The organism is Larkinella terrae (assembly GCF_009668025.1).
GTDB classification, from domain to species: domain Bacteria; phylum Bacteroidota; class Bacteroidia; order Cytophagales; family Spirosomataceae; genus Larkinella; species Larkinella terrae.
Genome location: NZ_WJXZ01000009.1, coordinates 45,900 through 71,106, shown reverse-complemented (window position 1 = coordinate 71,106; position 25,207 = coordinate 45,900). Strand labels below are relative to the sequence as shown.

20 protein-coding genes are annotated in these 25,207 nt (G+C 49.5%); 7 read left to right on the top strand and 13 right to left on the bottom strand.

Features of this window, described 5'->3' with window-relative positions; genetic code table 11:
- Nucleotides 1-128: 128 nt before the first annotated feature.
- Nucleotides 129-905 carry a LytR/AlgR family response regulator transcription factor gene (locus GJJ30_RS14840; RefSeq protein ID WP_154175957.1) on the top strand — a complete coding sequence of 259 codons (777 nt, stop codon included), beginning with the start codon at nt 129-131 and terminating at the stop codon, nt 903-905.
- A 10-nt stretch (nt 906-915) separates the two neighbouring features.
- Here GJJ30_RS14840 and GJJ30_RS14835 read toward each other — a convergent pair whose 3' ends face one another.
- The 4 genes from GJJ30_RS14835 to GJJ30_RS14820 form a co-directional block, all read right to left on the bottom strand.
- The gene (locus GJJ30_RS14835) at nt 916-1,386 is read right to left on the bottom strand and encodes an SRPBCC family protein (RefSeq protein WP_154175956.1); all 471 of its coding nucleotides are present in this window, start codon (nt 1,384-1,386) and stop codon (nt 916-918) included.
- Nucleotides 1,387-1,463: 77 nt separating this feature from the next.
- The gene (locus GJJ30_RS14830) at nt 1,464-1,901 is read right to left on the bottom strand and encodes a hypothetical protein (RefSeq protein WP_310588298.1); all 438 of its coding nucleotides are present in this window, start codon (nt 1,899-1,901) and stop codon (nt 1,464-1,466) included.
- A gap of 64 nt (nt 1,902-1,965) precedes the next feature.
- On the bottom strand, nt 1,966-2,535 hold the full coding sequence (locus GJJ30_RS14825) for a Crp/Fnr family transcriptional regulator (RefSeq protein ID WP_154175955.1): 570 nt from the start codon (nt 2,533-2,535) through the stop codon (nt 1,966-1,968).
- Nucleotides 2,536-2,564: 29 nt separating this feature from the next.
- A complete protein-coding gene (locus GJJ30_RS14820; RefSeq protein WP_154175954.1) occupies nt 2,565-3,719 on the bottom strand; it encodes an FAD-dependent monooxygenase in 1,155 nt (384 codons plus the stop codon).
- 51 nt (nt 3,720-3,770) lie between these two features.
- Between GJJ30_RS14820 and GJJ30_RS14815 the strand changes: the two genes are divergently transcribed.
- On the top strand, nt 3,771-3,974 hold the full coding sequence (locus tag GJJ30_RS14815) for a hypothetical protein (RefSeq protein ID WP_154175953.1): 204 nt from the start codon (nt 3,771-3,773) through the stop codon (nt 3,972-3,974).
- Here GJJ30_RS14815 and GJJ30_RS14810 read toward each other — a convergent pair.
- The 4 genes from GJJ30_RS14810 to GJJ30_RS14795 form a co-directional block, all read right to left on the bottom strand.
- Nucleotides 3,963-5,294: a sensor histidine kinase gene (locus tag GJJ30_RS14810; RefSeq protein ID WP_154175952.1), complete on the bottom strand. Its 1,332-nt coding sequence runs from the start codon at nt 5,292-5,294 to the stop codon at nt 3,963-3,965. The genes GJJ30_RS14815 and GJJ30_RS14810 overlap by 12 nt on opposite strands.
- A 257-nt stretch (nt 5,295-5,551) precedes the next feature.
- Nucleotides 5,552-7,819, bottom strand: coding sequence for an aconitate hydratase (locus GJJ30_RS14805; protein WP_154175951.1), 2,268 nt, complete (start codon nt 7,817-7,819; stop codon nt 5,552-5,554).
- Between the two features lie 211 nt (nt 7,820-8,030).
- Nucleotides 8,031-8,804: a glycosyltransferase family 2 protein gene (locus GJJ30_RS14800; protein ID WP_154175950.1), complete on the bottom strand. Its 774-nt coding sequence runs from the start codon at nt 8,802-8,804 to the stop codon at nt 8,031-8,033.
- Nucleotides 8,805-8,886: 82 nt separating this feature from the next.
- Nucleotides 8,887-10,596 carry an LIC_10190 family membrane protein gene (locus tag GJJ30_RS14795; protein ID WP_154175949.1) on the bottom strand — a complete coding sequence of 570 codons (1,710 nt, stop codon included), beginning with the start codon at nt 10,594-10,596 and terminating at the stop codon, nt 8,887-8,889.
- 432 nt (nt 10,597-11,028) lie between these two features.
- Here GJJ30_RS14795 and topA point away from each other — a divergent pair, with 432 nt between their 5' ends.
- Entirely contained in the window at nt 11,029-13,602 is a 2,574-nt protein-coding gene (gene topA / locus GJJ30_RS14790) for a type I DNA topoisomerase (RefSeq protein WP_154175948.1), read from the top strand.
- 185 nt (nt 13,603-13,787) lie between these two features.
- The gene (locus GJJ30_RS14785) at nt 13,788-14,489 is read left to right on the top strand and encodes an SIR2 family NAD-dependent protein deacylase (protein WP_154175947.1); all 702 of its coding nucleotides are present in this window, start codon (nt 13,788-13,790) and stop codon (nt 14,487-14,489) included.
- Here GJJ30_RS14785 and GJJ30_RS14780 read toward each other — a convergent pair.
- The gene (locus tag GJJ30_RS14780; protein WP_154175946.1) at nt 14,467-15,357 is read right to left on the bottom strand and encodes a YitT family protein; all 891 of its coding nucleotides are present in this window, start codon (nt 15,355-15,357) and stop codon (nt 14,467-14,469) included. The genes GJJ30_RS14785 and GJJ30_RS14780 overlap by 23 nt on opposite strands.
- A 131-nt stretch (nt 15,358-15,488) precedes the next feature.
- Nucleotides 15,489-15,857 (bottom strand): hypothetical protein, encoded by a 369-nt coding sequence (locus GJJ30_RS14775; protein ID WP_154175945.1) that lies wholly within the window; start codon nt 15,855-15,857, stop codon nt 15,489-15,491.
- A 163-nt stretch (nt 15,858-16,020) separates the two neighbouring features.
- Between GJJ30_RS14775 and GJJ30_RS14770 the strand changes: the two genes are divergently transcribed.
- Entirely contained in the window at nt 16,021-16,902 is an 882-nt protein-coding gene (locus GJJ30_RS14770; RefSeq protein ID WP_154175944.1) for a bifunctional 5,10-methylenetetrahydrofolate dehydrogenase/5,10-methenyltetrahydrofolate cyclohydrolase, read from the top strand.
- A gap of 80 nt (nt 16,903-16,982) precedes the next feature.
- On the opposite strand, the gene GJJ30_RS14765 is transcribed toward GJJ30_RS14770, so the two are convergent.
- Complete coding sequence (locus tag GJJ30_RS14765; protein WP_154175943.1) at nt 16,983-19,871, bottom strand: TolB-like translocation protein; 2,889 nt, start codon at nt 19,869-19,871, stop codon at nt 16,983-16,985.
- Nucleotides 19,872-20,034: 163 nt separating this feature from the next.
- On the opposite strand from GJJ30_RS14765, the gene GJJ30_RS14760 reads away from it, so the two are divergent.
- Nucleotides 20,035-20,475 carry a response regulator gene (locus GJJ30_RS14760; RefSeq protein ID WP_154175942.1) on the top strand — a complete coding sequence of 147 codons (441 nt, stop codon included), beginning with the start codon at nt 20,035-20,037 and terminating at the stop codon, nt 20,473-20,475.
- A 6-nt stretch (nt 20,476-20,481) separates the two neighbouring features.
- Here the strand turns inward: GJJ30_RS14760 and GJJ30_RS14755 are convergent, their stop codons facing one another.
- Nucleotides 20,482-21,081: a hypothetical protein gene (locus GJJ30_RS14755; RefSeq protein ID WP_154175941.1), complete on the bottom strand. Its 600-nt coding sequence runs from the start codon at nt 21,079-21,081 to the stop codon at nt 20,482-20,484.
- A 476-nt stretch (nt 21,082-21,557) separates the two neighbouring features.
- Nucleotides 21,558-22,949: an aldehyde dehydrogenase family protein gene (locus GJJ30_RS14750; RefSeq protein ID WP_229313143.1), complete on the bottom strand. Its 1,392-nt coding sequence runs from the start codon at nt 22,947-22,949 to the stop codon at nt 21,558-21,560.
- A 100-nt stretch (nt 22,950-23,049) separates the two neighbouring features.
- Here GJJ30_RS14750 and GJJ30_RS14745 point away from each other — a divergent pair, with 100 nt between their 5' ends.
- On the top strand, nt 23,050-24,150 hold the full coding sequence (locus tag GJJ30_RS14745) for a helix-turn-helix domain-containing protein (protein ID WP_154175939.1): 1,101 nt from the start codon (nt 23,050-23,052) through the stop codon (nt 24,148-24,150).
- Nucleotides 24,151-25,207 lie beyond the last annotated feature (1,057 nt).

Here is a 25,207-nt window from a genome sequence, read left to right as displayed (position 1 = left end):
TTTACCCGGGCAATTTGCGGTTTCAATGGACTGGAATTTGGAAAAAAGTGACCGAATCTGCTATTTGGGGTATGATTTGACACGGGATCAGCAAACCCACCCCGCCCAAAATATAACGACCAAATTGTATGGATGTATTGGTGATTGAAGACGAAGAACTGGCAGTCCGGAAACTGACCAAACTTTTACAGGACGTAGATAATTCGATCCGCATCGTTGGTACGGCCGCCAGCGTTCGCTCTTCCGTACAATGGTTACAAAATAATACGGCCCCAGACCTGATTCTGATGGACATCGAGCTGGCTGATGGTCAGAGCTTTGAGATATTTGAGCAAACGCCCGTCGAATCACCGGTTATTTTTACGACTTCCTACGACGAATACGCGCTGAGGGCGTTCAAAGTCAACAGCATCGATTACCTGTTGAAACCCATCAAACGGCACGAACTGGAAGCCAGCCTGGAGAAACACCGGAAGCTGCGGAACCCGGCCGAAGCCGAAACCGGGGGAAAAATGGCCATCGACGCGCTCGTGCAGCAGCTCCGCCAGCAGATTCAGCCCGCCGAGTACCGCAAGCGGTTTCTGGTAAAGCACCTTTCGCAGTGGATGCCCGTTGAGGTGTCGGACATCGCGTATTTTTATTCCGAAGAGGGCGTCAGTTTGTTCCGAACCCGCGGCAACCAGAAATTTTCGGTGGATTACACGCTCGACGAACTCGAAGCAATGCTCGATCCGTTGCAGTTTTTTCGGGCAAACCGCCAGTTCATTGTCGATATCAACTGCGTCCAGCAAATTCATCCTTACTTCAACAACAAATTGAAACTCACGTTAAAACCGGCTCCGGAAGAGGAAGTGCTGGTGAGCCGCGAACGGGCAACCGAATTCAAGAAATGGATGGGAAAATAGCTAACGACCTCTAAACCAGTCGCTTGGGCAACTCGATCAGTGGATTGGGGGTTTCTTCCAGCAATTGCTTCACCCGAATCAGGTCATTCCGAAACTGGCGCTGCAACTGGTGGATCAGCAATGGCGCCATGAGCCGCTGCCAGCCTTTTAACTCCAGGCTCATTTCATACGTGACGCGGGTTTCCTTGTTTAACCGTTCAAACAGCCGCTGTTCCCACAATTCAACCGGACTATTCACGCTCTCGTGCGCCGTCCGTCGGTTGTGGGCAGCCGCCGTCACCTCGGCAACAATCGTCATTTCCTGATCAAAAAGGCGAACGATCTGGTGCAGTTTCATGCCCGAACGGGCCAATCCGGGCGAATCCTGTTTCAGGGCAAACAGGTTACTTCGCCAGAGCAAATCATATTCATAACACCCCAAAAATCCGTAGACTTCCGTAAGCGGCAATCGAATCAATTCGGAATGTCGAACGGTAATCATCTACTGGGTTTACGAGTTTAGATCGGGATTAAGGTCGGCCGGAAGCAAAGAAGAAAAACCGCTCTTCTGACTAGTTCTCAGCCGGTTATATGGTGATGCTCGTCAATAAAACGCTCGGCTTCCGATAGTGTTTCGCATAATTTGGTGGGAAGGACGGGTTCGCTCTTTTCAAACAAAGCCTCCGACGATAGCTTGGAAAACAGATCCGGTGACAGAATACTGATGTTATAGCGGACGCCCGCTTTATGAAGCTGCGGAAAATATTCATTGACGATCCAGTCAATAGCTCCGGACCAGGCGACACCGAATTCCTTGGTGTCGTGGACGTGAAACTGGCAAACGTGTCGCCAGCCCTCCGATTGTTGCCACTCCAGCATCTTCAGCGTGGCCGTCATCAACTCTTCATCGGTGCAAAAGCCGATCCACTTCATTATGAGGTAATTACGGGAAGGCTCGTAGCTCATGATCGCGTAAACGTCCCCTTCTTCGTTTTCTATACTGGCTAATTCATTCACGGCAATACACCAGGACTGTTAGACTTTATGCTCTATTGTAACCAGAGTCAATTACAAATATACTTTAAACGCCGATACCAGACCGATACCGAACCAGGGTTTCGGGCGTAATTCCCAAATAACTGGCGACAAATTCCGGCGGAATCCGGTTCAGAACTTTGGGGTGTTCTTCCAGCAACCGCCGGTAGCGGTTTTCGGGGGCGTCTTTCAACAGGGAAGCCTCCCGCCGTTCCACCCGCATCAACTGGTCCTGCAACAGCAGGGTCGCAAACCGTTGCCAAACCGGATACGTCCGGCAGAGTGCCATCACATCGTCGTAGTTCATTTCAAGTAACTGGGTTTCTTCCACTGTGATCACGTTGACGTTGGACGGTTTTTGGGTAAAAAAGCCGACAAACGAACCCAGCAGCGAATTCTCAAACAGGAACTCCTTCGAAACCTCCCAGCCGTCGATTTCGTAGAACAGACGGCCGCACCCTTTTTCGATAAAACCAATGGTTTTGCAAACCGTTCCCTCCCGCACGTATAGCTCGTTTTTGGCAAGAACACGGTGGCAAATGATTTGCTCAAAAGCGGTTTTTTCTTCGTCCGAAGGCCGAACAATTCGTTCAATATTGAACAGTACCCGATACATAAACAAATGAGAATGGAGCAGAAATATACTTAAAAATCCACTTTATACAAGGTTTCTAATTGTCGATCATTCAAACTTGGTGGTAACATTCTGAACAGTCCGTTGCGTAACGCGGCCAGAATGGGATTCTGAATCTGGGCAACGACCCCAATCTGCCGGGATCTTTCAGTGATGTAATGCGTCCGCTTCAGGCGCCGGTTTTCAAACCGTTTAAAAGCTTCGGCGGGTTGATCGTTGGCCGAAAGTTCGTCCGCCAGCACCACGGCATCCTCGATAGCCTGACACGCGCCCTGACCCATGTTGGGCGTGGTAGCATGAGCCGCATCACCCACAAACAGCACATTTCCAAAGGCATAGCGCGATAGCGGTTGCAGGTCGATGATATCGTTCCAAAGCAGATTTTCATCTTTCGTTCGGGCAATGATTTCCGGAATCGGACGATGATAGCCGCTGAACCAGTCCGTCAGGTCGCTGACCTTCGCACCTCGCATCCGGGCATCCTGAAACGGCGCGTTTACGCAGGCAAACCAGTAAATTTTGTTACCGGCCAACGGAACGACGCCAACCCGTCCGTTTCGCCCCCAGGTTTCGGTTGCTTCATGCAGATCCAGGTTCATGCCGCTGACATCGACTACCGCCCGCCAGCAGGTGTAGCCAGCGTAACGCGGTTTGGAATCGGGAAGCAACTGCTGGCGAATGGCCGAGTGAATTCCATCGGCCACAATCAGGTAATCCGTCTGGTGGACAGTTCCATCGTCAAACCGAATGATGATGCCCTCGCCACTTTGATCAATGGAAATGGCGCGTTTTCCCAGCACAATGGGGTTTCCGACCAGTTGATCCAGCAACGCCTGATGCAGGATCGCGCGGTGAATCGTAAAATTATCGATCCCATGCTTCCGGCCAACGGCGCGGCTATCGGTCCGCGTAATATCGCGGCCTTTTTCGTCCAGAATCACAAACGCATCCATCAAACGACCACCGGGCAGTATCGCATCGACAATTCCCAACTTTTGAAAACCTTTGACGGCATTGGCGGCCAGTGCCAGACCTGCACCCAGAGGTTTGATCGACGGCGAAGCCTCGAACAAAGTCGCTTTGATGCCAATTTTGCGTAAGGCAATCGCTGTCGTCAAGCCCGAGATGCCGCCCCCGATAATGGTAAACCGGTTTACATTTTTCATGGTTGTATCATTAAAAACTAGTCCATTTAAGGCTCCCGATACTGAACTTTCATGCAATTATCGCAACTGACGGATGAGCCCAAACTAAAGAAGTCCAGCGTCACCGTTGATCCATATGCTGATGGTAGAAACCGTTCTCATGGTGCCATAGCTGTTGTTTTAGCCCCAAAGGTGGTGGACAACCCCAATGGAAACCAGGTCTACTTCAATGAAACGGAAAAAGGTCAATATGAAGCGGATGGCTTATCGGATTAGGGGGAGGGTAACAATAAATTCACCATCGGTTTCCAGAACCGTGGGCGTGGGCTGACCGAGCATCTTGTACTTTGTCAGGATATGGAGCAATCCTTTTCGGGTCGATTTTACCCGATCGACCGACTTGCGCTGCAGGGTATTGCGAACCGAGAGCCAAGCGTGCTCCGTGGTGGAAATATGAATTTTCAACGGCTGGTCGCCGGAGACAATGTTGTGCTTAACGGCATTTTCAACCAGCAGCTGGAGCGTGAGCGGTGGAAGCTGGCTATTCATTAAATGATTTGCCACGTCGATTTTCAGGTCGATGCCGCGCGCATAGCGGGTTTGCAGCAAATGGAAATACGAATGGATAAACTGGAGCTCGCGGTGCAGCGTGGTAAGTTCTACGTCGTTGGTCTGGAGGATGTAACGGTAAACGCTCGCCATTTCGTCGACAAACTGCTCCGCTTTGACGGGTTCATCCGCAATCAGGGACGACAGCGAATTGAGGGAATTGAACAAAAAATGTGGATTCAACTGCGACTGCAGCGCCTTCATCTGCACTTCGGACATTTCCTGCCGCAGTTGCTGGACGGAAAGCTCGTTTTCGAGTTGTTTCCGCTCGTGTTTTTCCTGCTGGCGTTCAATTTTCTGTTCTAGCACCGCCGTCCGGATGGCCGCGTGCCGTTGCCGATAGCCTAAACCCAGTGAAAAACAGATCAGTTCGAGGATAATTCCCACCTGAATAGCCGTCAACGGAGCTTTCCAGAAAACCGATCCGGGACCAGGAAAAGTATCCAGATACGTCAGAATCATGGAGGTGACCGCTCCTACCATCAGCAACGTTGATCCGATGATAAAATACCGCGCCACGGTATCCTTCAACTGCAGAATTTTGTAAATCCCAAAAATGGCTAACCCAATCATTCCGAGACGGATAGCGGTGTGCGCCGTGTCATAAACGCGGGGATACCAGTCGCTGGCCAGGTAACAGATGTAGAATTGCAGGCTGACGTAAAGCGCAATACAGAGCTGCGTATACTGGAACACCCGAAACAAACCAGGCAGCCGGTTCCGTAAATTAATGAAAGCGTCGGTAAACCCAAAATAGATGAAGTAGGCTATCATGGGGGCGCAGGCCCGGATGAAATAGTAGTCGTTGTTGGAAAAGGCGGTGCTGAGTTCCGGCACGCGGGCGGTAAAATACCCCAGCCAGACCAGCATATAGAGTGTATATAACCCATAAATCCGCTCCCGATACGTGATCCACTGGACAACGTTCAGCAGCAGGATTGAAATTACCATGCCGATGAACATGGGTTGCCAGACTTCATAGGTCATACACTTCGCAATGCTTCGGCCTTAAGATACCGGCAAACATACAACAAAACCAGCCTTTTCCCGATGAAACGGTAAAAATGGCCAGTGAAGCGTCAGAGGGTAAAAAAGATTGTTGAGCGGAGGCAAGGGGAGTTAAGCGAAGTAAATCTAAAAATAATCTCCGCTTAACTCCTCTTGTCTCCGCTCAACTCCGCGAAACAATAAAAGCCCCCAAAACACAACGGTTTTGAGGGCTTGAGGTATTTTAAAGCTGCAGCTTACGCGTTTTGCTTCTGCTTGATCAGGTTCAGGGCCGAACCAGCTTTGAACCACTCGATCTGCGTTTCGTTGTAGGTATGATTCACCTGGAACTCTTCACTCGTACCGTCGGTGTGGTTCAGGCGGATCGTCAACTGGCCGTTCGGGCTAAACTCAGTCAAGCCTAGAATGTCGATCGTGTCGTCTTCGCGGATGTCGTCGTAATCGTCCGGATCAGCAAAAGTCAACGCCAGCATCCCCTGTTTTTTCAAGTTTGTTTCGTGAATCCGGGCGAATGATTTCACCAGAATGGCCCGAACACCCAGGAAGCGGGGTTCCATTGCGGCATGCTCGCGGGAAGAACCTTCACCGTAGTTTTCGTCCCCAACGACGATCGAGCCAATGCCCGCGGCTTTGTAAGCCCGCTGCGTCGCCGGTACTTCGCCGAACTCGCCCGTCAATTGATTCTTTACGGTATTAGTCTTTTCGTTGTAGAAATTGACTGCACCGATCAGCATGTTGTTCGAGATATTATCGAGGTGACCCCGGTATTTCAGCCACGGTCCGGCCATCGAAATGTGGTCGGTTGTACATTTCCCTTTCGCTTTGATCAGCAGCTTCAGGCCGAGCAGATCCGTACCTTCCCAGGCTTTGAAAGAATCCAGCAGTTGCAATCGATCCGAAGTCGGACTAACAATAATCTGAACACCGCTGCCATCTTCGGCGGGAGCCTGGTAACCAGCATCATCGACCGCAAACCCGTTCACCGGCAGTTCGATACCGGCTGGTTCGTCCAGCATCACTTCTTCACCGGTTTCGCTGGTCAGTTTGTCTGTCATCGGGTTGAAGGTCAGGCTACCGGCAATCGCCATCGCCGTCACCAGTTCCGGCGAAGCAACGAAAGCATGCGTGGTGGCCAAACCGTCGTTGCGTTTCGCAAAGTTCCGGTTGAAGGACGTGATAATGGAGTTCTGACGATTCGGATCGTCGATGTGCCGCGCCCACTGACCAATACAGGGTCCGCAGGCATTGGCGAGCACGACGCCCCCAATTTTTTCAAATGTATCGAGCAGCCCGTCGCGCTCCGTTGTAAACCGTACCAGTTCCGAGCCCGGCGTTACAGTATATTCAGAATGGGTTTTCAGATTTTTCGAGATGGCCTGTTGGGCGATGGAAGCGGCCCGGGTCAAATCTTCGTACGAAGAGTTGGTGCAGGAACCGATCAGACCGACATCCAGTTTTTCAGGCCAGCCGTTTTCTTTCACGGCCTGCGCAAATTTCGACAGCGGCCACGCCAGATCCGGGGTGTAAGGACCATTGACGTGCGGTTCGAGATCCGACAGGTTGATTTCAATGACCTGATCGTAATAGGAAGCCGGATCAGCGTACACTTCGTCGTCCGAGCGCAGGTGCTGACGAACCGCGTTGGCAGCCTCAGCGACATCGGCGCGGTCGGTCGCCCGCAGGTAATCGCCCATTTTTTCGTCATAAGCAAAAATCGAGGTCGTGGCGCCAATTTCCGCACCCATGTTACAGATGGTGCCTTTTCCGGTGGCCGACAGGCTATCGGCACCTTCGCCGAAGTACTCGACGATGCAGCCCGTTCCTCCTTTTACAGTCAGAATACCGGCCACGCGCAGGATAATATCTTTCGCCGACGCCCAGCCCGACAGTTTACCGACCAGTTTGATACCAATCAACTTAGGCATTTTCAGTTCCCAGGGCAATCCGGCCATCACGTCACAGGCATCGGCACCACCGACCCCGATAGCGATCATTCCCAGCCCTCCGGCGTTTGGCGTGTGCGAATCCGTTCCGATCATCAGACCGCCCGGAAAAGCGTAGTTTTCAATGACAACCTGGTGAATAATTCCGGCACCCGGTTTCCAGAAACCGATACCATATTTGTCGGAAACCGACGAAAGAAAGGCGTACACCTCCCGGTTTTTATTATTGGCATTTTCCAGATCCTGCGCGGCCCCAACTTCCGCCTGAATCAGGTGGTCGCAGTGAACGGTTGACGGCACGGCCACCTTGGAACGGCCGGCCTGCATGAATTGCAACAGGGCCATCTGGGCCGTTGCGTCCTGCATCGCTACGCGGTCGGGTGCAAAATCAACATAGTCTTTACCCCGATTCAGCGCCTTCTCGGCTTTTCCGATGGTAAGGTGAGCGTACAGTATTTTTTCCGACAGGGTGAGCGGATGACCCACAACTTGCCGGGCTGCTTCGACACGTTCGCCGAAACCGTCGTATACGCGCTGAATCATGTCAAAATCAAAAGCCATAGACAGGAGGAAATTTAGCAGTGAACAGAATAATGTATCTAAATAGATAACACCAGCCATCGGAAAATGAGTTTCCGAATGAGCGTCTCAAAATTAGATGATTTTCATTCTAAAATAAAACGGGCGGGCATTTTCCATTTAATTTGTAAACGTTATCAATATCGGGAGTCGGTTTTTAAAGCCTTTTCCGGCCAAAACCGGGAAGGACGCACTAGTTTTTACCGGCCAATGCCCCAGGTGTTTCGAGGTCTAGCACGGGCTTTTCACGGGGGGGCGAAACAAAAAGGTTGTACTTCAGAATGCAGAAAATGGCCCGAAAACCGTCGCGCCAGCCAATTTTCTTCCCTTCCTGATACGTCCGTCCGTAATAGGATATGCCGACTTCATAAATCCGGATGCCCGGAATCCGGGAAATTTTGGCCGTCACTTCGGGTTCAAACCCAAACCGCTTTTCTTTCAAATCGACACTTTTGATGACTTCACTGCGAAAAACCTTGAAGCAGGTTTCCATATCCGTAAGGTTCAAATCGGTCATCATATTCGAAAGAAGCGTCAAAAACCGGTTGCCGACGGTGTGCCAGAAATACAAAACCCGGTGCGGACGTCCGCCCATAAACCGTGATCCGTACACTACGTCGGCCCGACCGGCCAGCAGTGGTTGCAACAAGTGACCATATTCTTCCGGGTCGTATTCCAGATCGGCATCCTGAATAATGATAAACTGCCCCGTAGCCCGGCGAATTCCGGTGTGAATTGCTTCGCCTTTTCCCTGGTTGATCGGTTGTTTAATATACTGCACCAGCAGAGCCGGGTTTTCGTCGATAAACCGGTGAATGATCTTTTCAGTCTGGTCGGTCGAACCATCATCGATAACCACAATTTCCCGGCTGATTTGGGCCGGCAGGGCAACCTCGGAAACGCGGTTCAACACCGATCGGATGGTTTTTTCTTCATTATATGCCGGAATAATAATTGATAATTTCATTGAGGTGACAAGTGCTAAGAAAGCATATTCATCCCCTATTTTAGTCTGTTTTGTTTACATAATTTCAATTTCGGTTACATTTTTATTTACCAGTAGAGAGCGTGCTTCGAAAACCGTCGGCGATTGTATTTCCCCGTAATTCCAGATCGGGATAGAAATAAGGCGAACAGGGCCGTTCCTGATCATAACATCCCAGAAACAAGGGGCCGTGATTAGGAATCAATACTTCCAGTCCGCTTCGCGTCCGGCAACGGTCAAAAACGACTTCTTCCGGTCCCCGGTGCCGGAAGCTGAGCGGTTTTGGAAAAATGGCATAATGCAATAGAGGGAAATGCTCTTTCCGCAAAAATGTATTGGCATAAACGCTGAGTAATATAAGAAGTAAACCCGTTACTACCAGGTTGCTAAACGGCCTTACGTTCCAGAAATCGGAGCGCTGGGGCATAAATGGCAACAGGGGTAAAAAAGCCGTTAGCCAGATAAACTGATAACCAAACCGATAGTCGGGAGCGGAGAAAAACCAGAACAAAAAACCGATCAGCGCCACCAGCCAGGGCCATAACAGCTTCTGAATCCTGGCTCGCCGGATCGGATTCAGGAAGTGTAAACCAATGACAAAAGGCGAAAGAACCGCTAACACCCAGGTCGGTTTGTTCAAGAAATAATACGGTTTCAGGCTCCACCACATCGGAATCCATTCAGTCGCCGGTTTTTCCAGCAGACCGGGTTTGATTTCCGGTTCAAAAAGCCGAAACCGACCCCAGATCGTCACGTAATCCTTCTCAAATTGCACCCGTTCAAGCGGAATTTTCCAGTCAAAGGCAAACAGGTCAATTGCCGGAAACGGATACAATAAATAGCCCGAAAGAATCGTGGTGCGAATCAGCCAGGGCGCAATCAACAGAAAAGCCATCCCGGTCAAAAAAACCAGCGTGCGAGAAGAAAGCTGTTTCCGAACCGCCCAGCCGAGGGGCAACAAGCAGAATGCAATGGGAATGGTGGCCAGTTTGACCGTAATACAAAGGCAAACCAGCATAAAAAGCAGAATGTGCCGAAACGAAAACACCGGTTTTATGTCCAGCCAGATCATGAAAATGGTGATCGGCAACAACGTGGCCCAGACGTCCGGCGTTGGGGAATACACCTGACGAACGAGGTAAAACAAGACCAGAATCAGTAGCAGTAAAGCCAAAAACCGGATGGATGTGGCCGACCGAATTTGCCCCAGCAATCGCCAGCTGACGACCAAAAACACGAAACCATTGAGCGGAAATACCGTCTGACCGGCCAGATCGGTCAGCCCGAAAGCCGCCGAAGCAACCAGAAAACTGGAATTGAAAGCCAGGCGACCGTGCAGGTTGCCCAGACCGGGAATGACCCGAAATCGTTCGTACCAGCGAATGGAAGGTAAGTGATACAATCCGCTGTCGGCATTCACGGGTTCGAGGGTTGAATAGAGCAATACGACGAGGAAAATCAACCAGAAAACCGGTATTTGTTTCTGCTGAAGGGCAAACCGCCGGAAGTAACTTCTCGTGATTGACGGGGAGAAAACCGCCAGGATTAGGGCACCGGCCAGCCAGCTACTAGCCAGCACGTAATTGGCAGGCCAAAAAATCGACGCCAGTTGCACAAACAGCACCAGCAGAACCAGGCCCGCCAGGAGCAGGTCACTTCCGCGAACGGCTTCGGAATCGTCGATAATCCGCCAGCGGACCAGTAATTTGAAAATCAGTAAACCGTATATGGAACAACCGGACGCCAAAACCGCCCACAGAATCAGAAGAATCATTACCAGGAATTAAGCGAATCAACGAATGTTACCAAATGTTGAAGTATCAGTTTCAAATCATTTCAATTCCACAACTTTAGGCATTTTAGGACTTCTTTTATGTATTAATTTATTTTTTTTCGATTTACAACCGAATAACCGCAGAAACAGGGTCGTTTTTGATTGATCGGACCAACAACTAATGCAGACAAAAACCAAGGTGGTTTCGTATCTGCTTCGTTTTCAGCCAACAATCGCCAAATTACATCCTGATCATTTATACCTAATTTTTCGGAACGTTTTGGGCTTACAAACCGTTATACATAGCAATTAGAACCCGCCCGGCAATCATTCCCACCATTGGATTTGTAAGTATTACGTCTTTTGCTTCTATATTTGGCACGAGACGTGGGAACGGCTGTCGGTACTTTTTAACAATCAACCTGAATCTATATGTCAAAAAACCTGGTTATCGTGGAATCACCCGCGAAGGCGAGGACCATTGAAGGGTATCTGGGTAAAGATTTCGTGGTGAAGTCGAGCTATGGTCACGTTCGGGATTTGCCAAAAGACGATATGGCGATTGACATTCAGAATGGCTTTCGCCCCGTCTACGAAGTAACCGCAGATAAACGTCAGGTTATCAGCGAATTAAAGAAGCTTGCCAAGGAGGCAGAGGTAATCTGGCTCGCAACGGACGACGACCGCGAAGGAGAAGCCATCTCCTGGCACCTGAAGGAAGCGCTTGGTTTGAGAGATGATACCAAACGAATTGTCTTTCACGAAATCACCAAAAAAGCCATTCAGAATGCCATCGAATCGCCCCGGTTGATCGATATTGATTTGGTGAATGCGCAACAGGCCCGGCGCGTGCTCGACCGGCTGGTCGGTTTTGAATTGTCGCCGGTTTTGTGGAAAAAAATCAAATCCGGCAGTTCCATGGCGTTGTCAGCGGGTCGCGTACAATCGGTAGCGGTACGGATTATCGTCGAACGGGAACGCGAGATCGATGCCCACAATTCCAAATCCAGCTACAAGGTTACGGCCCAGTTTATTGTCGACAACGGGAAGGTTCTGAACGCCGAATTACCGAAGAATTTTAACACCGTTGAGGAGTCACGCGCTTTTCTGGAAAAATGCCGGGACGCCATTTTCACGATCAAGAATCTGGAAACCAAGCCCGCGAAAAAATCGCCCGCACCGCCGTTTACCACTTCCACGCTGCAACAGGAAGCATCGCGCAAATTGTCATTTTCGGTTTTACAGACGATGACACTGGCGCAGAAGCTTTACGAAAGCGGTAAGATTTCGTACATGCGGACGGACTCAACCAATCTTTCGCAGGAAGCCATCGACAAAGCCAAACAGGCGATTACGAGTGATTTTGGCGCTCATTACGTCCACACGCGGCAATACAAAACCAAATCCGAATCGGCGCAGGAGGCTCACGAAGCCATTCGGCCCACCGACTTTTCGGTAAAAACCGCCGGTGCCGACCGCAACGAACAACGATTGTACGACCTGATCTGGAAACGTTCCATCGCGTCGCAAATGGCGGATGCGCAACTGGAACGCACCACGGCTACCATCGGCATTTCGACCACGCCGGAAGAACTGATCGCGCAGGGTGAAGTCATCAAATTCGACGGTTTTCTGAAAGTCTATCTTGAATCGACCGATGACGAGGATGAAGAAAGCAAAGGCATGTTGCCCCCGCTTTCCATTGGTCAGGTTCTGAATCTGGACCTGATGAAAGCCACGCAGCGGTTCAGTCGCCCCGCCCCGCGCTACACGGAAGCAAGTCTGGTCAAAAAACTAGAGGAAATGGGCATCGGTCGCCCGTCGACCTACGCTCCTACCATTTCGACCATCGTCAAACGGCAATATGTCGTCAAGGAAGATCGCCCCGGTAAAGAGCGGGAGTTTAAGGAACTGACACTCCGGCAGGGCCAGATTCAGGAAAAAACCGGTAAGGAAAATTACGGTTCGGAGAAAGCCAAGCTTTTCCCGACCAATATGGGTCTTGTGGTGAATGACTTCCTGGTCGAATACTTTGAAGGGATTGTCGATTATAAATTCACGGCCACGGTCGAAAAGGATTTTGACGAAATCGCCAGCGGAAAGATTAGCTGGCAAGACATGATTCAAAATTTCTACGGCGATTTTCACCGGAACGTTGAAACCGTGCAGGGCGCTGCGCTGACGGGCTCAAAACCGGGTAGCCGGGAATTGGGCATCGACCCGGCAACGGGCAAAAAAGTGTCGGCTCGGCTGGGAAAATACGGCGCCTACGTGCAGATTGGCGAGGCTACGGATGATGATAAGCCGCAGTTTGCCAACCTGAAAAAAGATCAGTTGATCGAAACCATTTCGCTTGAAGACGCCCTGGATTTGTTCTCACTGCCCCGCGAAGTCGGTTTTTTTGAAGACAGTCCGATGGTGATTGGTATCGGAAAATTTGGTCCGTACGTCAAACACGACAATAAATACGTTTCGCTCACCAAAGATGATGATCCGTACACGGTTTCGGCGGAACGAGCCGTTGAACTGATTCAACAGAAACGCGCCGAAAACATTAACGAATCGATCGGCGAGTTTGAAGGGAAACTAATTACCACCGGAAAAGGTCGCTTCGGTCCGTACATTAAACACGACGAAAAGTACATTTCGTTGCCGAAAGGGGAATCGCCCGCCGGGTTGACGCTCAACCGCGCCATCGAATTGATTCAGCAAAAACGGCTGGCGGAAAGTAATAAATACATCAAGGAATTTCCCGAAAATCCGACGGTGAAAGTTGTCAACGGCATGTACGGCCCGTATATCTCGATTGGCAAACGGAATGTGAAAATCCCGAAAGACGTCGAACCGGCTTCACTGACCCTGGAAGACTGCCTGAAACTGGCGGGCGGAGATGCCGGATCGGAGGAAAAACCGAAAGCAAAAGCCAAGGCCAAGAAAGTTGCGAAAGCTCCGGCAGCAACCAAATCGGCCCCGGCTAAGAAAACCACGGCTGCGGTGAAGAAATAATGATAAATGTAAAATGTCCAACGCCAAATGTAGAAGTTACATATGAACTCACTTTTACATTTGGCGTTGGCATTTTATATTTATCATTACCTAAAAACCACTCGGCCGAGTGGTTTTTTTATGAACTTTTGGGCGTTTCTTGCGCCTGAATAAATGCGTAACTTGCGGAACCAGCTCCTAACGAAATGAAAAAAATTGTTGTTCTGTCCGGTGCCGGAATCAGTGCGGAAAGTGGGTTGAAAACGTTCCGCGACTCCAACGGTTTGTGGGAAAACCACCGCGTGGAAGATGTGGCCACCCCGCAAGGCTGGGCGAAAGATCCGGATCTGGTTCTGGAATTTTACAACCAGCGACGGAAACAGGCTCTCGATGCCAAACCCAACGCCGGGCATCTGGCGTTAAAAGAACTGGAGAACTATTACGATGTTACGGTTATCACCCAGAACGTGGACAATCTGCATGAGAAGGCCGGTTCAAAAAAGGTAGTTCATCTCCACGGCGAGTTGTATAAATCGCGGAGTACCCGGGATGAGAACCTGGTTTACGACATCAAAGGCTGGGAATTAAAACGCGGAGACCGGTGCGAAAAAGGCTCGCAGCTTCGCCCGCATATTGTCTGGTTTGGCGAGGCCGTACCGATGATGGAAGATGCCGTCGAATTGACGTATGCGGCTGATATTCTGATCATTGTGGGCACGTCGATGGCGGTTTATCCCGCAGCCGGATTGATCGATTACGTCCGGCCCCGAACCCCTATTTATGTGGTTGATCCAAACGTTCCGGAAATCCGTCCCCGGCCCAATCTGACGTTTATACCCGAACCAGCCACGACCGGTTTGTCGCGGCTGGCCGAGCAATTAATCCTTAATGCAAAGGGCGGGGTTTGATCATTCCGCCTTTCACGTCCGCAATACTGTGCTCGATTAGAAAAGCTTTTTCATCCACTTCGCTGATTTTATCCTTTAATCGAGTGATTTCCAGACGAGTAACAACAGCATACAGAATGTTGATGTCGTTGTCGCGCATCCCGCGTTTACCAAATCCTTTCTCCCCTTTCAAAACCGTTACACCCCTCGCGAGTTCTTCCGTAATAAGCTGGCGCACCTCCTCGTGACGATCCGAAACGATCATGACCGCGATGTACTCCTCAATACCATGAATGATGAAATCAACGGTTTTTGACGCGGCCAGGTAAGTCAGCATCGCGTACAGGGCGGTTTCCACGTTGATGAAAATGGCGGCTGAACCAAAAATCAGCACGTTGATGACCATAATGACATCCCCAACCGAGAGGAACGACCGGCGGCTGATGTAAATGGCGAGTACCTCCGTTCCGTCCAGAACCCCGCCCCCCCGCATGGCCAGCCCTATGCCCGCGCCAAGGAAAAAACCGCCAAAAACCGCAATCAGTAATTTGTCAGTCGTTACCATTGGGTACGGAATAAACGCCAGACAGATCGCCAGCAGTCCGATTCCCAGAGCGGTTTTTAGCGCAAATACCCAGGACACCTGCCGGAATCCCATCCAGATAAAGGGAATGTTGACGATAACAACCAGGATAGCCAGATCGATACCGGTTTTTATCTGGAGCAAAAGCGATATACCGATGACGCCCCCGTCCAAAAAGTCGTTCGGTAGCAAAAACCCTTTCAGCCCCATGCCCGCACTGAGTACGCCCAGAATGATGAAAATCGCTTCTTTTATTTCCCGAAACAGGGCCGAATTCTTAGCCCGTAAAATTCTTGTCTTTACCATATTTGTGGTTGGTTTGTGGATAATAAACTGAATAATAGCGAGTTGTAAATACGTCAATCGCTTACCGCCAGCTTGATGACGGTCCGAATTGGCGCAAAGAAGATCGAAGAATGTATCGGAATGCCGGGATGTCAGGGAGCGTTGATGGCAATCGAATGCCCGAAAAGTCGTCGGAAATAGGCGAAAAAGTAGCAAGCAATCCTTTGCAGGCGTGTCAGTCTCGCGCAATTGACCAGAACCCAAACCGTAGGAATAATGCAAAAAAAGAGCAGGGGAATCGGGTGCGAAACCGTGGGTGCCACAATGGCTTCGTGAACCAGCAGCCGGGGCAAACCGTCCGTCAGATGATCCGTCATTTCCCGAACCGACGAAGCTTCGACCGTAACACCTTTCACCGCCAGTTCCGGCCAGGGCGCGTCGGGCAACCCGGCCAGGAAGCCAGCCATCCACCCCATCAGAAGGAGGCAGATCAGTTGCAGTATGGTTCGGTAAAACTTCATTAAATCGATGAATGGACCCGGAAAATTTAATTAGTCACAATCCGGTTTTTACAAGTATACTGAATTTTTCGCCCAAAAACCAGCCAGTCTTTAAAATATTCGGTCGGAAAACGGGGCTCACGTCTGGACAAAACCATTACCTTTGCGTTTTTCTTGAAAAACGATGCAACTCCTCGACGGAAAAGTCCTCTCTCTCCAGATCAAGCAGGAACTCGCGGCTGAAGTCGCTGAAATTAAATCGAATAACGGGAAGATTCCTCACCTAGTGGCCATTCTGGTCGGCACGGCGGGCCGGAGCGAAACCTACGTGGCGAGTAAAATGAAAAGCTGCGAAGAAGTCGGTATGCATTCGACACTCATCCGATTCGACGATTCAGTTTCCGAAGAGGAACTAATCCATGCGGTCCGGGACGTCAACGAAAACCCGGACATGGACGGTTTGATCGTTCAACTGCCGCTCCCGGCCCATATTTCGGCCGATAAGGTGATGGAGACCATTGATCCGAAAAAGGACGTCGACGGTTTTCACCCAATCAACATCGGGCGCATGGCCAAGGGCTTGCCCGCTTACATCTCGGCCACTCCGCAGGGAATTCTGGAAATTCTTAAACGCTATAACATCGAAACCGCCGGAAAGCACTGCGTTGTGGTGGGTCGCAGCCAGATTGTTGGATTACCGATGAGCATTCTGATGCAGCGCAATACCTACCCGGGCAACTGCACCGTTACGATGACGCACAGCCGTACGCAAAACCTTGCCGAAATCTGCCGTTCGGCCGATATTCTAATTGCCGCACTCGGTCGGCCGGAATTTATTACCGGGGATATGGTCAAAGAAGGCGCTGTCGTGATCGACGTTGGTCTGGAGCGCGTGCCGGATGCCTCGAAGAAAAGCGGTTTTGCCCTGAAAGGCGACGTAAAATTTGACGAAGTGGCCCCCAAAACCAGCTACATCACGCCTGTTCCTGGTGGCGTTGGCCTGATGACCATCTGCTCCCTCATGCAGAATACGCTGAAGGCCGCACGTGGGGAAGTTTATTATTGAGTGATTTGTGATTGAGTGGTTGAGTAATAATTAGGACATTCAATCACTCAATCACAAATCACTAAAACACTCAATTAAAACTAGAATCCAAGCCCGATTACCAGCGGCTGGATCAGGTATTCACCGGATTTGAGGTTGTAGATGGTTCTGATTCCTGCTTCGAACGGGGTGCGGAGCCGCATGACGTTGAAGACGAAGGATATATCCAGACCAGTTGTGGCAAACTGTTCCGAGATGGCGCGCGGTTGTCCCTGCACCTGTACCTCGCTTTTTCCCTGCGCCACATCGTAAAAACCGTTGGCCTTCACCCTCTGAATGTACAGCCAGCGGCCGATCGACCAATGCGGGTTCAGAAGGGGCAACCGGTATTCCACACTTCCTGCGGTAAGTTGGTTGTAACTCACATACGACTGTCCGCGCGGAAAAAATATGGCGGAAGCAAATCGGTAATTACCCTGCATTTGTTGTTGATAACCAGCCCGTAAGCGCAATGAATGATGTTTTGCCAAACCCGGCAAATACAAGCTACCCTGTGCCCCCCACACTTCCCCATTCAATTGCCCGTTAAAAGGAGTTGTCCGCCAAACCGCCGAAAATGTCTGGCCCCAGCGCGGAGCCACATCCCGTTTGCTTTGCTTGAGGGTTCGGGAATACGAAGCCGAATAAGCCAATGAATGCAAAGATCCACCAAAACCGACCTCCGTAACCGGGCGAACCGGCAAATCATACCCGCTGACCTGCATTAAGCCATAATAGGCTGATAAATAAGCACTTTGAAGGTATTTAGAAGTCGTTAGCTGAAGCGGTATCCGAAAACCGGCAGTCAGTTGATTGTAATTCCAGGAATCGCTGCGGAGTGAATCGAGCGGTGCCCGGCGATCCACATAAACTGAAGTTGACCGGCGACCGCGTTGAAATCCGACGTCCAGGATCGGAAACAGGCCCTGATAACTCACATTTCCGTAATAATTCACGGTTCGTTCGGTCTGATCATACCCCACTCCCACATCGATCTGGGTTGTGCTGAGCAAATCCTGGGATTGCAGGCCTACTGTTCCGCCTTGACCGTCGGAAGACACCACCGGACCCCAGCTGTACAAATTGAAGGCGTGGAGCAAGCGACTAAACCGGCTTTGAGGGTATTTTTCAGAGGTGGGAATTGAATCAGCCAAAGCCGACCGAACCTGCGAACCGCCCGGTTCCTGTGCGACCAGTGGTCCAAAATACCGCACCGAATCATCGTTAACCTGCCTGATGGGAACCCACTTTGACGAGTCCAACGGCATTTCGGCAATCCGGTAACCAAAATGATGAAAATCGTGAAAGCTCAGCCTTTTTCCGTCGGCCGAAACGGTGGGATGATAAGCACCCAGCGGGCGGGAAGTTACCTGAAACCGCGAACCGGTTTCCGTGTTCAGCACGTAAATATTATCGATGCCGGATCGGGGCGAGTTATAGAAAACATACTGCTTCCAGGGCTGAACATGACTGATGTTTTCGTCCGAAACCGCTACCAAATTCCGCTTCGCACTGGTTTCAGAATCAAAGGTTTGAATGGTTTTCCCTTCCTTTTTCCGAGTCACCACGACCAGTGTTCGGTTATCGTCGCGCCAGCGCGGCTGAACGTAAAAATCATTCTCCGGATTGTCGAGAACCCGCAATTCCTGACCGGTTTTTGCGTCCAGAATAACCAGCCGGGTTTGATAGGATTCGTCGTTCCGAACCGCCACCAGCTTCGAGCCATCGGGTGAAAGAGCGGCCACAGCGTAGCGGCTGTGACTGGTCAGGCGTTTTAATTGACCGGTTTTCAGATCGTATACTTTGATTTCGGAGTAAATCCGCTGCCCGAAGCGAACATCGTAGCGAAATTCCGTCCAGCAGATTTTCCCAGCCGCTACCGATATTATTTCGGGGTTATTGAAAAGTCCCGGCACAAACACTTTCTTTTCCTGACCGTTTCGATCGAGAATCACAAACCGGGCAATGTCGCCCAAACCGGATTTCAGGGCAATGACCTCGTTGTCGGAGATGTACTGCGGATATTGGTAATTGGTATAGACTTTCCCGGAAGCTTTCACCGGAAAAGTTACTGCATCGGTCAGTCGTAGACTCTCCTGTTGTTTCCGCCAGGTTTCTTCCACGTCCGTCATTGTCCGTCGATACAACTCTTCAATCCGGTATTTCGTCGTCTTTTTTACACTGTTTGAAAATGAAAATGGATAAATGGGAAACCGGTAGTACCGATTCAGAACATTGCTCCAGGCATCGGCGCCGTATTCCCGCTTGAGATTGGTAGACATAAAGTATCCCAAAACGTAATGATTGGGCACATTGTCCCGGTACGAACCGCCAACGGCTTTCTGGTACGAAAACCGCCGTCCCGCCAGCAGATTCGCCCGCATCCCCAGATCAAAATTCGGCATTCTCCCCCGCCCCGCCCGGGTCAGAGCGGTTTCGGTTCCGACAGCGTCGCCCTCCCAAAACCAGTCCGGCACGCCCAGCGTCAGGGCCGAAAAAGCAGTATTTCCAAATAAAGTGTAAGCGGCCCGCGTAAATCCCTGCAGGGCTTTGTCATATTGAACGACATGCCTGAATTCATGAACGGCAAGTAAATCGAGCCACCCGAGCGTCCCGGCCAGAAAAGGGTCCTGCGCAGGCACCGCGTAGAATTCAGATCGACGCGGCATCATGGTCACAAATCCATTACTGATCATGGTTTGATTCTGCAAAATAACCGAGAGCCTGCGGGGCGTCTTTTTTAAGGTTGCGCTTACGGGCTCATAAACCTGCTCGAGCCGCCGGGCGGTTTGCTGAGCGGTCTGGTCGAGGCCCTCCGGGTAAATAACCCGAAAATGCGGGGTATTCACCTGGTTCCAGTGCAAACGGGTTGGATTCTGGTCTAAAATGGGAAGCGTCTGAGCCTTAACAGAAAGGGTGGCAAGCAAAAAAAACGGCAAGCAATAGCGCATAAGTTGGTTGAAGCTGTCCGAAAAATTGAGACCTTAAGGTACGCAAAACCGGGAAACAATTGGGTTCGGGCAAAATATGATTTGATGAGTTGGCAATAAACCAGAAAACTACTACCTTCATTCGCTCATTTCGGGTCCTGACCCTGTACCCATCTATCTGTCTATGTTGCCTAACCGACCATTTACTATTTTAGTTGCCGAGGACGATGAGGAAGATCGGCTATTGCTGGATGAAGCGTTTATGCAAAATGGTCTCTTCGATTGCGGCCGGTTCGTTGAAGATGGCGACCAGGTCATGGAATATCTGATGAATTGCATCGGTGAAAATCCCATTCACCCCCTTCCTTCGCTGATTATCATGGATATTAACATGCCCCTCCGCAATGGACTGGAAACACTGCTGGCCATTCGGGCCGACAACCGATTGAAAAATATTCCGGTGCTGATCATGACCTCATCGCGGCAGGAAGTTGCAAAAGCGTACCGAATGGGGGCAAATTCTTACCTGGTCAAACCCATCCAGTTTGCAGAATTGATCCAGATGGTGGGTGACGTTACCACTTACTGGCGCGATACGGTTAATTTACCGTATAACGAATATTGATTCCGATCAGGATTTTACCATGTGATACAATACGGATGCCTTAAACCGCAATTCCCTGAAAGTCTTGCTGCTCCACAATCCACCGCCGGTATAATACCGGTGGACGATGTTTTTGCTGTTGCCCTGAAAATGGAGCGTATGAAGGAGTATTTTCTTCTTTAAGAAGACATTATACGAATACGGGAATCCATCTTTTATAACAATTTTTTTACGACCTAATCCAAATTCGTATTCATCCAGGTTATAGTTCGTGGCCATTGAAATGTTATGATCAAAAGCCGCACCGTTTAAACACTCGGATAAATTACGAATCATGGGCATTTTTTCTTCGTAAAAAACATATAGAGCTGTCATATCCGAAATACCGGCCCGGTCGTTTTTAATTATTTTTTCGGACCGGATTTGATCCATAAAAGTAATAAAACGAGGCTCGGTGTATAACTGAATGGCCAGTTCGCAGAATTGTTCAATCCCTTCCATGGTCCAGAAAGACGAATGGCCGGAAGCGGAGCGAACCCATTGATAATCAGAACCAACGTTAAAAGCCGCAATTTGTGTATTCAGACCGGTTTTATTAGCATAATCGGTAATATCAGAATAGATCATTACGTCGGAATCGGCCGCAAAAACCCGGGTAAATCCCTCCCGTTTCATCAACTCCTTAATTGCAAACCAGCGAATAAAACAAAAATATTCGTATTCGAAATGATTGGGCGATTGGTGCACATAAACGTTTTTAAAACGATCGGAATCTGACTGTAAAAAGTCGCGTATATGGTAGTGAGTGAGAAATGAAAAACGGTTATTGGCCTCATCCCCCAGTAAATAAATGGGGCTGTTAGGATTGGAGTGGGCCGCCTGGCGGAGTGTATATTCTAAATAGTAACTGTAACCCTGGTGAACAAATACAATAGGAATACCGGGCCGTCCGCTGAAATCAATTTTTTTTTGATCTATCGAAACGGGGTCAGTACTTTTTGATTTAGGTGGCCTGGAAGATGTATCTATCATAACGGTGATTTGGCAAAAAACACACTAATATAGAGAATCAATTGAATTGACCCAATGAATGACCAAATCGTTTAAATATATTTCACAATTAATTCAATTAATTTCTTAACCTTGTCTGAATAAGGCGGATAAATATAGCTCAATACATCAAATTGGCGTTTCACAATTCCCCGTGCATTGGAAAATTCCTGGAATCCATAAAAACCGTTCGCTTTTCCGATACCGCTCTGATTGACACCGCCGACCGGTAATTCGGTGTGGGCAAAGTGGATAAGCGTATCGTTGATCACGGTGTTACCGGCGGTCGTCCGGTCCAGCCAGAACTGGGTCAAAGATTCTTTCCGACTAAAGATATACAATACCAGCGGTTTTGCCCTTCCCGACACAAAACGAATTACTTCCTCGCGCGTGTCGTACGGAATCACGGGCAGCAGCGGGCCAAAGATCTCCTCCTGCATCAGATTCATCTTTACACCGATATTTTCGAGTAGCGTCGGTTCCATAAACCGGTCCGCTGCATCGGTTTGGCCGCCAATCGAAACTGTTGCCCCTTTCGAAAGCGCATCTTTCAGCAGAGCGTCCAATCGCTGAAAATGACGGTCATTGATGATTCGCCCGTAACTTTCCGATGCCTGAACGCCCCGGCCGTCGGCGTCGTACATGTCCCGGATTGCCTCCCGCATTTCCCGAACAAACCGGTCTTTCACGGTCCGCTGGACCATCACATAGTCGGGCGCCACGCAGGTCTGCCCTCCGTTGATCCATTTTCCCCAGGCAATGCGCCGGGCTGCGGTTTTGAGGTCCGCCGTCTCATCGATGAGGCAGGGCGACTTGCCACCCAGTTCCAGCGTAACGGAGGTTAAATTCCGGGCCGCTGCTGCCATCACCATTTTGCCCACGTCCGTGCCGCCGGTAAAGAAAATGTGGTCAAATGGTAGCTCCAGCAGGCTTTCAGCCACCGAAGGGCCTTCCTCGACCACCGCGACTTCATCCTCCGAAAATAAGGTTTCCGTCATGACCCGCAGGAAAGCCGATGTTTCCGGAGTGCTCTCCGATGGTTTCAAAATAGCCGTATTTCCGGCCGCAATGGCCGAAACCAACGGTTTGATGCTCAGGTAAAACGGATAATTCCAGGGTGAGATGATAAGCGCAACGCCTTTCGGTTCGTAAGTCACAAACCCGGACGTTCCCAGCATACCCAGGGGCGTTGGCACCGGATGCGGTTTCATCCAGTGTTTCAGGTGGTGAATGGCAGTATTTAACTCATTGAGGGTTGAAAAGACTTCCGTCAGCTCCGTTTCGGCCGCCGGTTTTCGAAAATCGTCGTAGAGCGCTTTTACTAATCCGGACCGGTTTGTCAACAAATAATGCCGAATTTTTAATAACTTTTCAATCCGCATTCGGGCGGTTGTCTCCTTCACAAAAGGCGCATTCCGCCGTTGGGCCGCGAATAACTCCTTCATTTTATCTGTCTTTTCCTGAATATTCATCGCATGAATACGTTTTCATCGAAAAATAAGTAATAATACAGAAATACTAATATTTTTGTCAAAACACTCTTGTATGAGTATTGTCAGCAACAATATCAAGTATCTACGTCGGCTAAATGGGCTGACTCAGGAACAGTTTGCCCGACGAATTGGCATTAAACGATCGCTGCTGGGAGCTTACGAAGAAGCCCGAGCCAATCCCAATCTGGACAATCTGATGTCCATCGCCCGCGCGTTCAACACCAATGTTGATAATCTGTTAAAAAGTGATTTACGAAAAATTCGCGAAACTCCCGACCTGGCGCTGCCTTTAGAGCGTTCGTCCAGTGGTGAGCGACCGGTTAATCAGACAGGCTTTCCGGCCTCACCCCTGCCGAAAGATTTATCGGAGAAAGAAAATCCGGCTACCGCACCGAAAGCGTTATCGACCGTTCTGGAAAAATATTACCAACAACCCGCAGCTCCAGCCCCGGTCAATTTTCAAAAACCGGCAGATCGGCAACCGCCAATCAAGCTGGTGTCCCAGCGAATTGTTTTGCGGCCGGTTTCGCAACAGGACGGTTTTTTTCCGTTCCAATTGCCTCATAACCAGCCACAATCCCAAACGTTATCATTCAACAACGTTTACGAAAACTCCCGCACGGGCGCGCATCCGGTTGTCGAGCGCCGGTCGACGCACGAAATCTTTACCACCAATGTAATCCACTGGGTGCGTAAGCGCCAGTTTTCGGATTATTTGCAATCCTACCAGCAAACCGATTTTCTGAGCCGCTTACCCGTTTTGCAATTACCTTTGCTGCCACCCGACAATTACCGGGCATTTGAAGCGGACGAAGAGTATACATTCCCGGGGGCGGTCCTAATTGGAAAATTTATCCGGAACTGGTTCGATATCGCCGATGGAAATTTGCATATTATTGTGATTCAGAATCAGGGAATCCTTTGTCGCCGGATCTTCAATCAGGTCAAATTGAAAGGAACGTTGCTGCTAACCTCCGATCAACCCTCGATTAGCCGACGGGAAGTTTCCCTCCGGGACGTGCTGGAAGTGTGGGAAATTTCAGCATTTATCAGTCAGAAAATGCCCGAACCTGCCCCTTCGTTGGACGGCATCCGGAGTCTGGTAGATGATTTACGGTATGAATTAGATCGCATTCAAAAAAATAATAAGTAATTTGTATCCAATCCTGGTGCTTTGTAAAACTATAAACCCCTAAAAGCATCTCTACTTAACGTTGTGAACACTTTGACTCTGAATAACCCTTCGGTTTCTAACCGGTCCGGGCTTAAGTTCGTGAATTGGTTTTCTATCGTAATAAGCGTTTTTTTTATCGCTTTTTTTATCTTTTATGTGCTCACCTATTCCGTCAATTTTCCTTTTCAGGATGACAATAGTTTATTGCAGATTATCACTGAATTAAAGAAAGGATTAGGCTGGAAACATAACCTGGCGGTCTTTTTTAGAACTGAAAATGATCACCGAATTTTCGTCCCCCGCTTCATTAGCTACCTTGATTATCTACTCACAGGCCAGTTAAATTTCAAAAATTATATTCTGATTGCGACCCTTAATCTTCTTCTTATCACGGGTTTTATTTACCGGCTTTTCCGGCGGCTGCAATATCCTATTTACTATTTTTTTCCAATACCGGTACTCATTTTTCAACCCCAGTATTACGAAGTTAGCATCTGGGCATTAACCGGCCTTCAACACACAACCTTGCTGGTATTTCTGTGTATTTGCCTGGAATTATTAAAAAAACCGTCCCCAATCAAAACGGGAATCGCAATCCTGGTGGCATTCCTGGCCACATTTACGCACGGAAATGGCATTATGGTATTTGCAACCGGGGGTTTTCTGTTGTTGCTCGAACGTAAGTATAAAGTTTTCATTCCCTGGATTGTGGCAATGCTGGTTGCTTTAGGCATTTATCTCCTCGATTATACCCCCGGAAGTGGCGTTAAAAGTGCTATAAACTGGCTCAATATTCCACTGGCATTTCTGGCTAAAATCGGAGCAAACCTGTCCGTTTGGCAATCGGGGTCGGTCGGTGCATCGATTATCTGGGGTGCCTTAATTTGTATAGTGACCGTACCAACGTTGTTGATTATTTTTTATAAATCGTTTACGGTCAATAGGCCGCAGTCCGCTATTAAAAATGAATTATTCGCTTTTTTCTGTTTTATATTCCTGACAACCCTATTGATCAGCGTTTTTCGTTCCAATACGG

Bases quoted from the DNA above. Each gene is read 5' to 3' on its own strand.
- GJJ30_RS14840 (WP_154175957.1), top strand. From the start codon at position 129: ATGGATGTATTGGTGATTGAAGACGAAGAACTGGCAGTCCGGAAACTG.
- GJJ30_RS14835 (WP_154175956.1), bottom strand. From the start codon at position 1,386: ATGATTACCGTTCGACATTCCGAATTGATTCGATTGCCGCTTACGGAA.
- GJJ30_RS14825 (WP_154175955.1), bottom strand. From the start codon at position 2,535: ATGTATCGGGTACTGTTCAATATTGAACGAATTGTTCGGCCTTCGGAC.
- GJJ30_RS14820 (WP_154175954.1), bottom strand. From the start codon at position 3,719: ATGAAAAATGTAAACCGGTTTACCATTATCGGGGGCGGCATCTCGGGC.
- GJJ30_RS14815 (WP_154175953.1), top strand. From the start codon at position 3,771: ATGCAATTATCGCAACTGACGGATGAGCCCAAACTAAAGAAGTCCAGC.
- GJJ30_RS14810 (WP_154175952.1), bottom strand. From the start codon at position 5,294: ATGACCTATGAAGTCTGGCAACCCATGTTCATCGGCATGGTAATTTCA.
- GJJ30_RS14805 (WP_154175951.1), bottom strand. From the start codon at position 7,819: ATGGCTTTTGATTTTGACATGATTCAGCGCGTATACGACGGTTTCGGC.
- GJJ30_RS14800 (WP_154175950.1), bottom strand. From the start codon at position 8,804: ATGAAATTATCAATTATTATTCCGGCATATAATGAAGAAAAAACCATC.
- GJJ30_RS14795 (WP_154175949.1), bottom strand. From the start codon at position 10,596: ATGATTCTTCTGATTCTGTGGGCGGTTTTGGCGTCCGGTTGTTCCATA.
- topA (WP_154175948.1), top strand. From the start codon at position 11,029: ATGTCAAAAAACCTGGTTATCGTGGAATCACCCGCGAAGGCGAGGACC.
- GJJ30_RS14785 (WP_154175947.1), top strand. From the start codon at position 13,788: ATGAAAAAAATTGTTGTTCTGTCCGGTGCCGGAATCAGTGCGGAAAGT.
- GJJ30_RS14780 (WP_154175946.1), bottom strand. From the start codon at position 15,357: ATGGTAAAGACAAGAATTTTACGGGCTAAGAATTCGGCCCTGTTTCGG.
- GJJ30_RS14775 (WP_154175945.1), bottom strand. From the start codon at position 15,857: ATGAAGTTTTACCGAACCATACTGCAACTGATCTGCCTCCTTCTGATG.
- GJJ30_RS14770 (WP_154175944.1), top strand. From the start codon at position 16,021: ATGCAACTCCTCGACGGAAAAGTCCTCTCTCTCCAGATCAAGCAGGAA.
- GJJ30_RS14765 (WP_154175943.1), bottom strand. From the start codon at position 19,871: ATGCGCTATTGCTTGCCGTTTTTTTTGCTTGCCACCCTTTCTGTTAAG.
- GJJ30_RS14760 (WP_154175942.1), top strand. From the start codon at position 20,035: ATGTTGCCTAACCGACCATTTACTATTTTAGTTGCCGAGGACGATGAG.
- GJJ30_RS14755 (WP_154175941.1), bottom strand. From the start codon at position 21,081: ATGATCTATTCTGATATTACCGATTATGCTAATAAAACCGGTCTGAAT.
- GJJ30_RS14750 (WP_229313143.1), bottom strand. From the start codon at position 22,949: ATGAAGGAGTTATTCGCGGCCCAACGGCGGAATGCGCCTTTTGTGAAG.
- GJJ30_RS14745 (WP_154175939.1), top strand. From the start codon at position 23,050: ATGAGTATTGTCAGCAACAATATCAAGTATCTACGTCGGCTAAATGGG.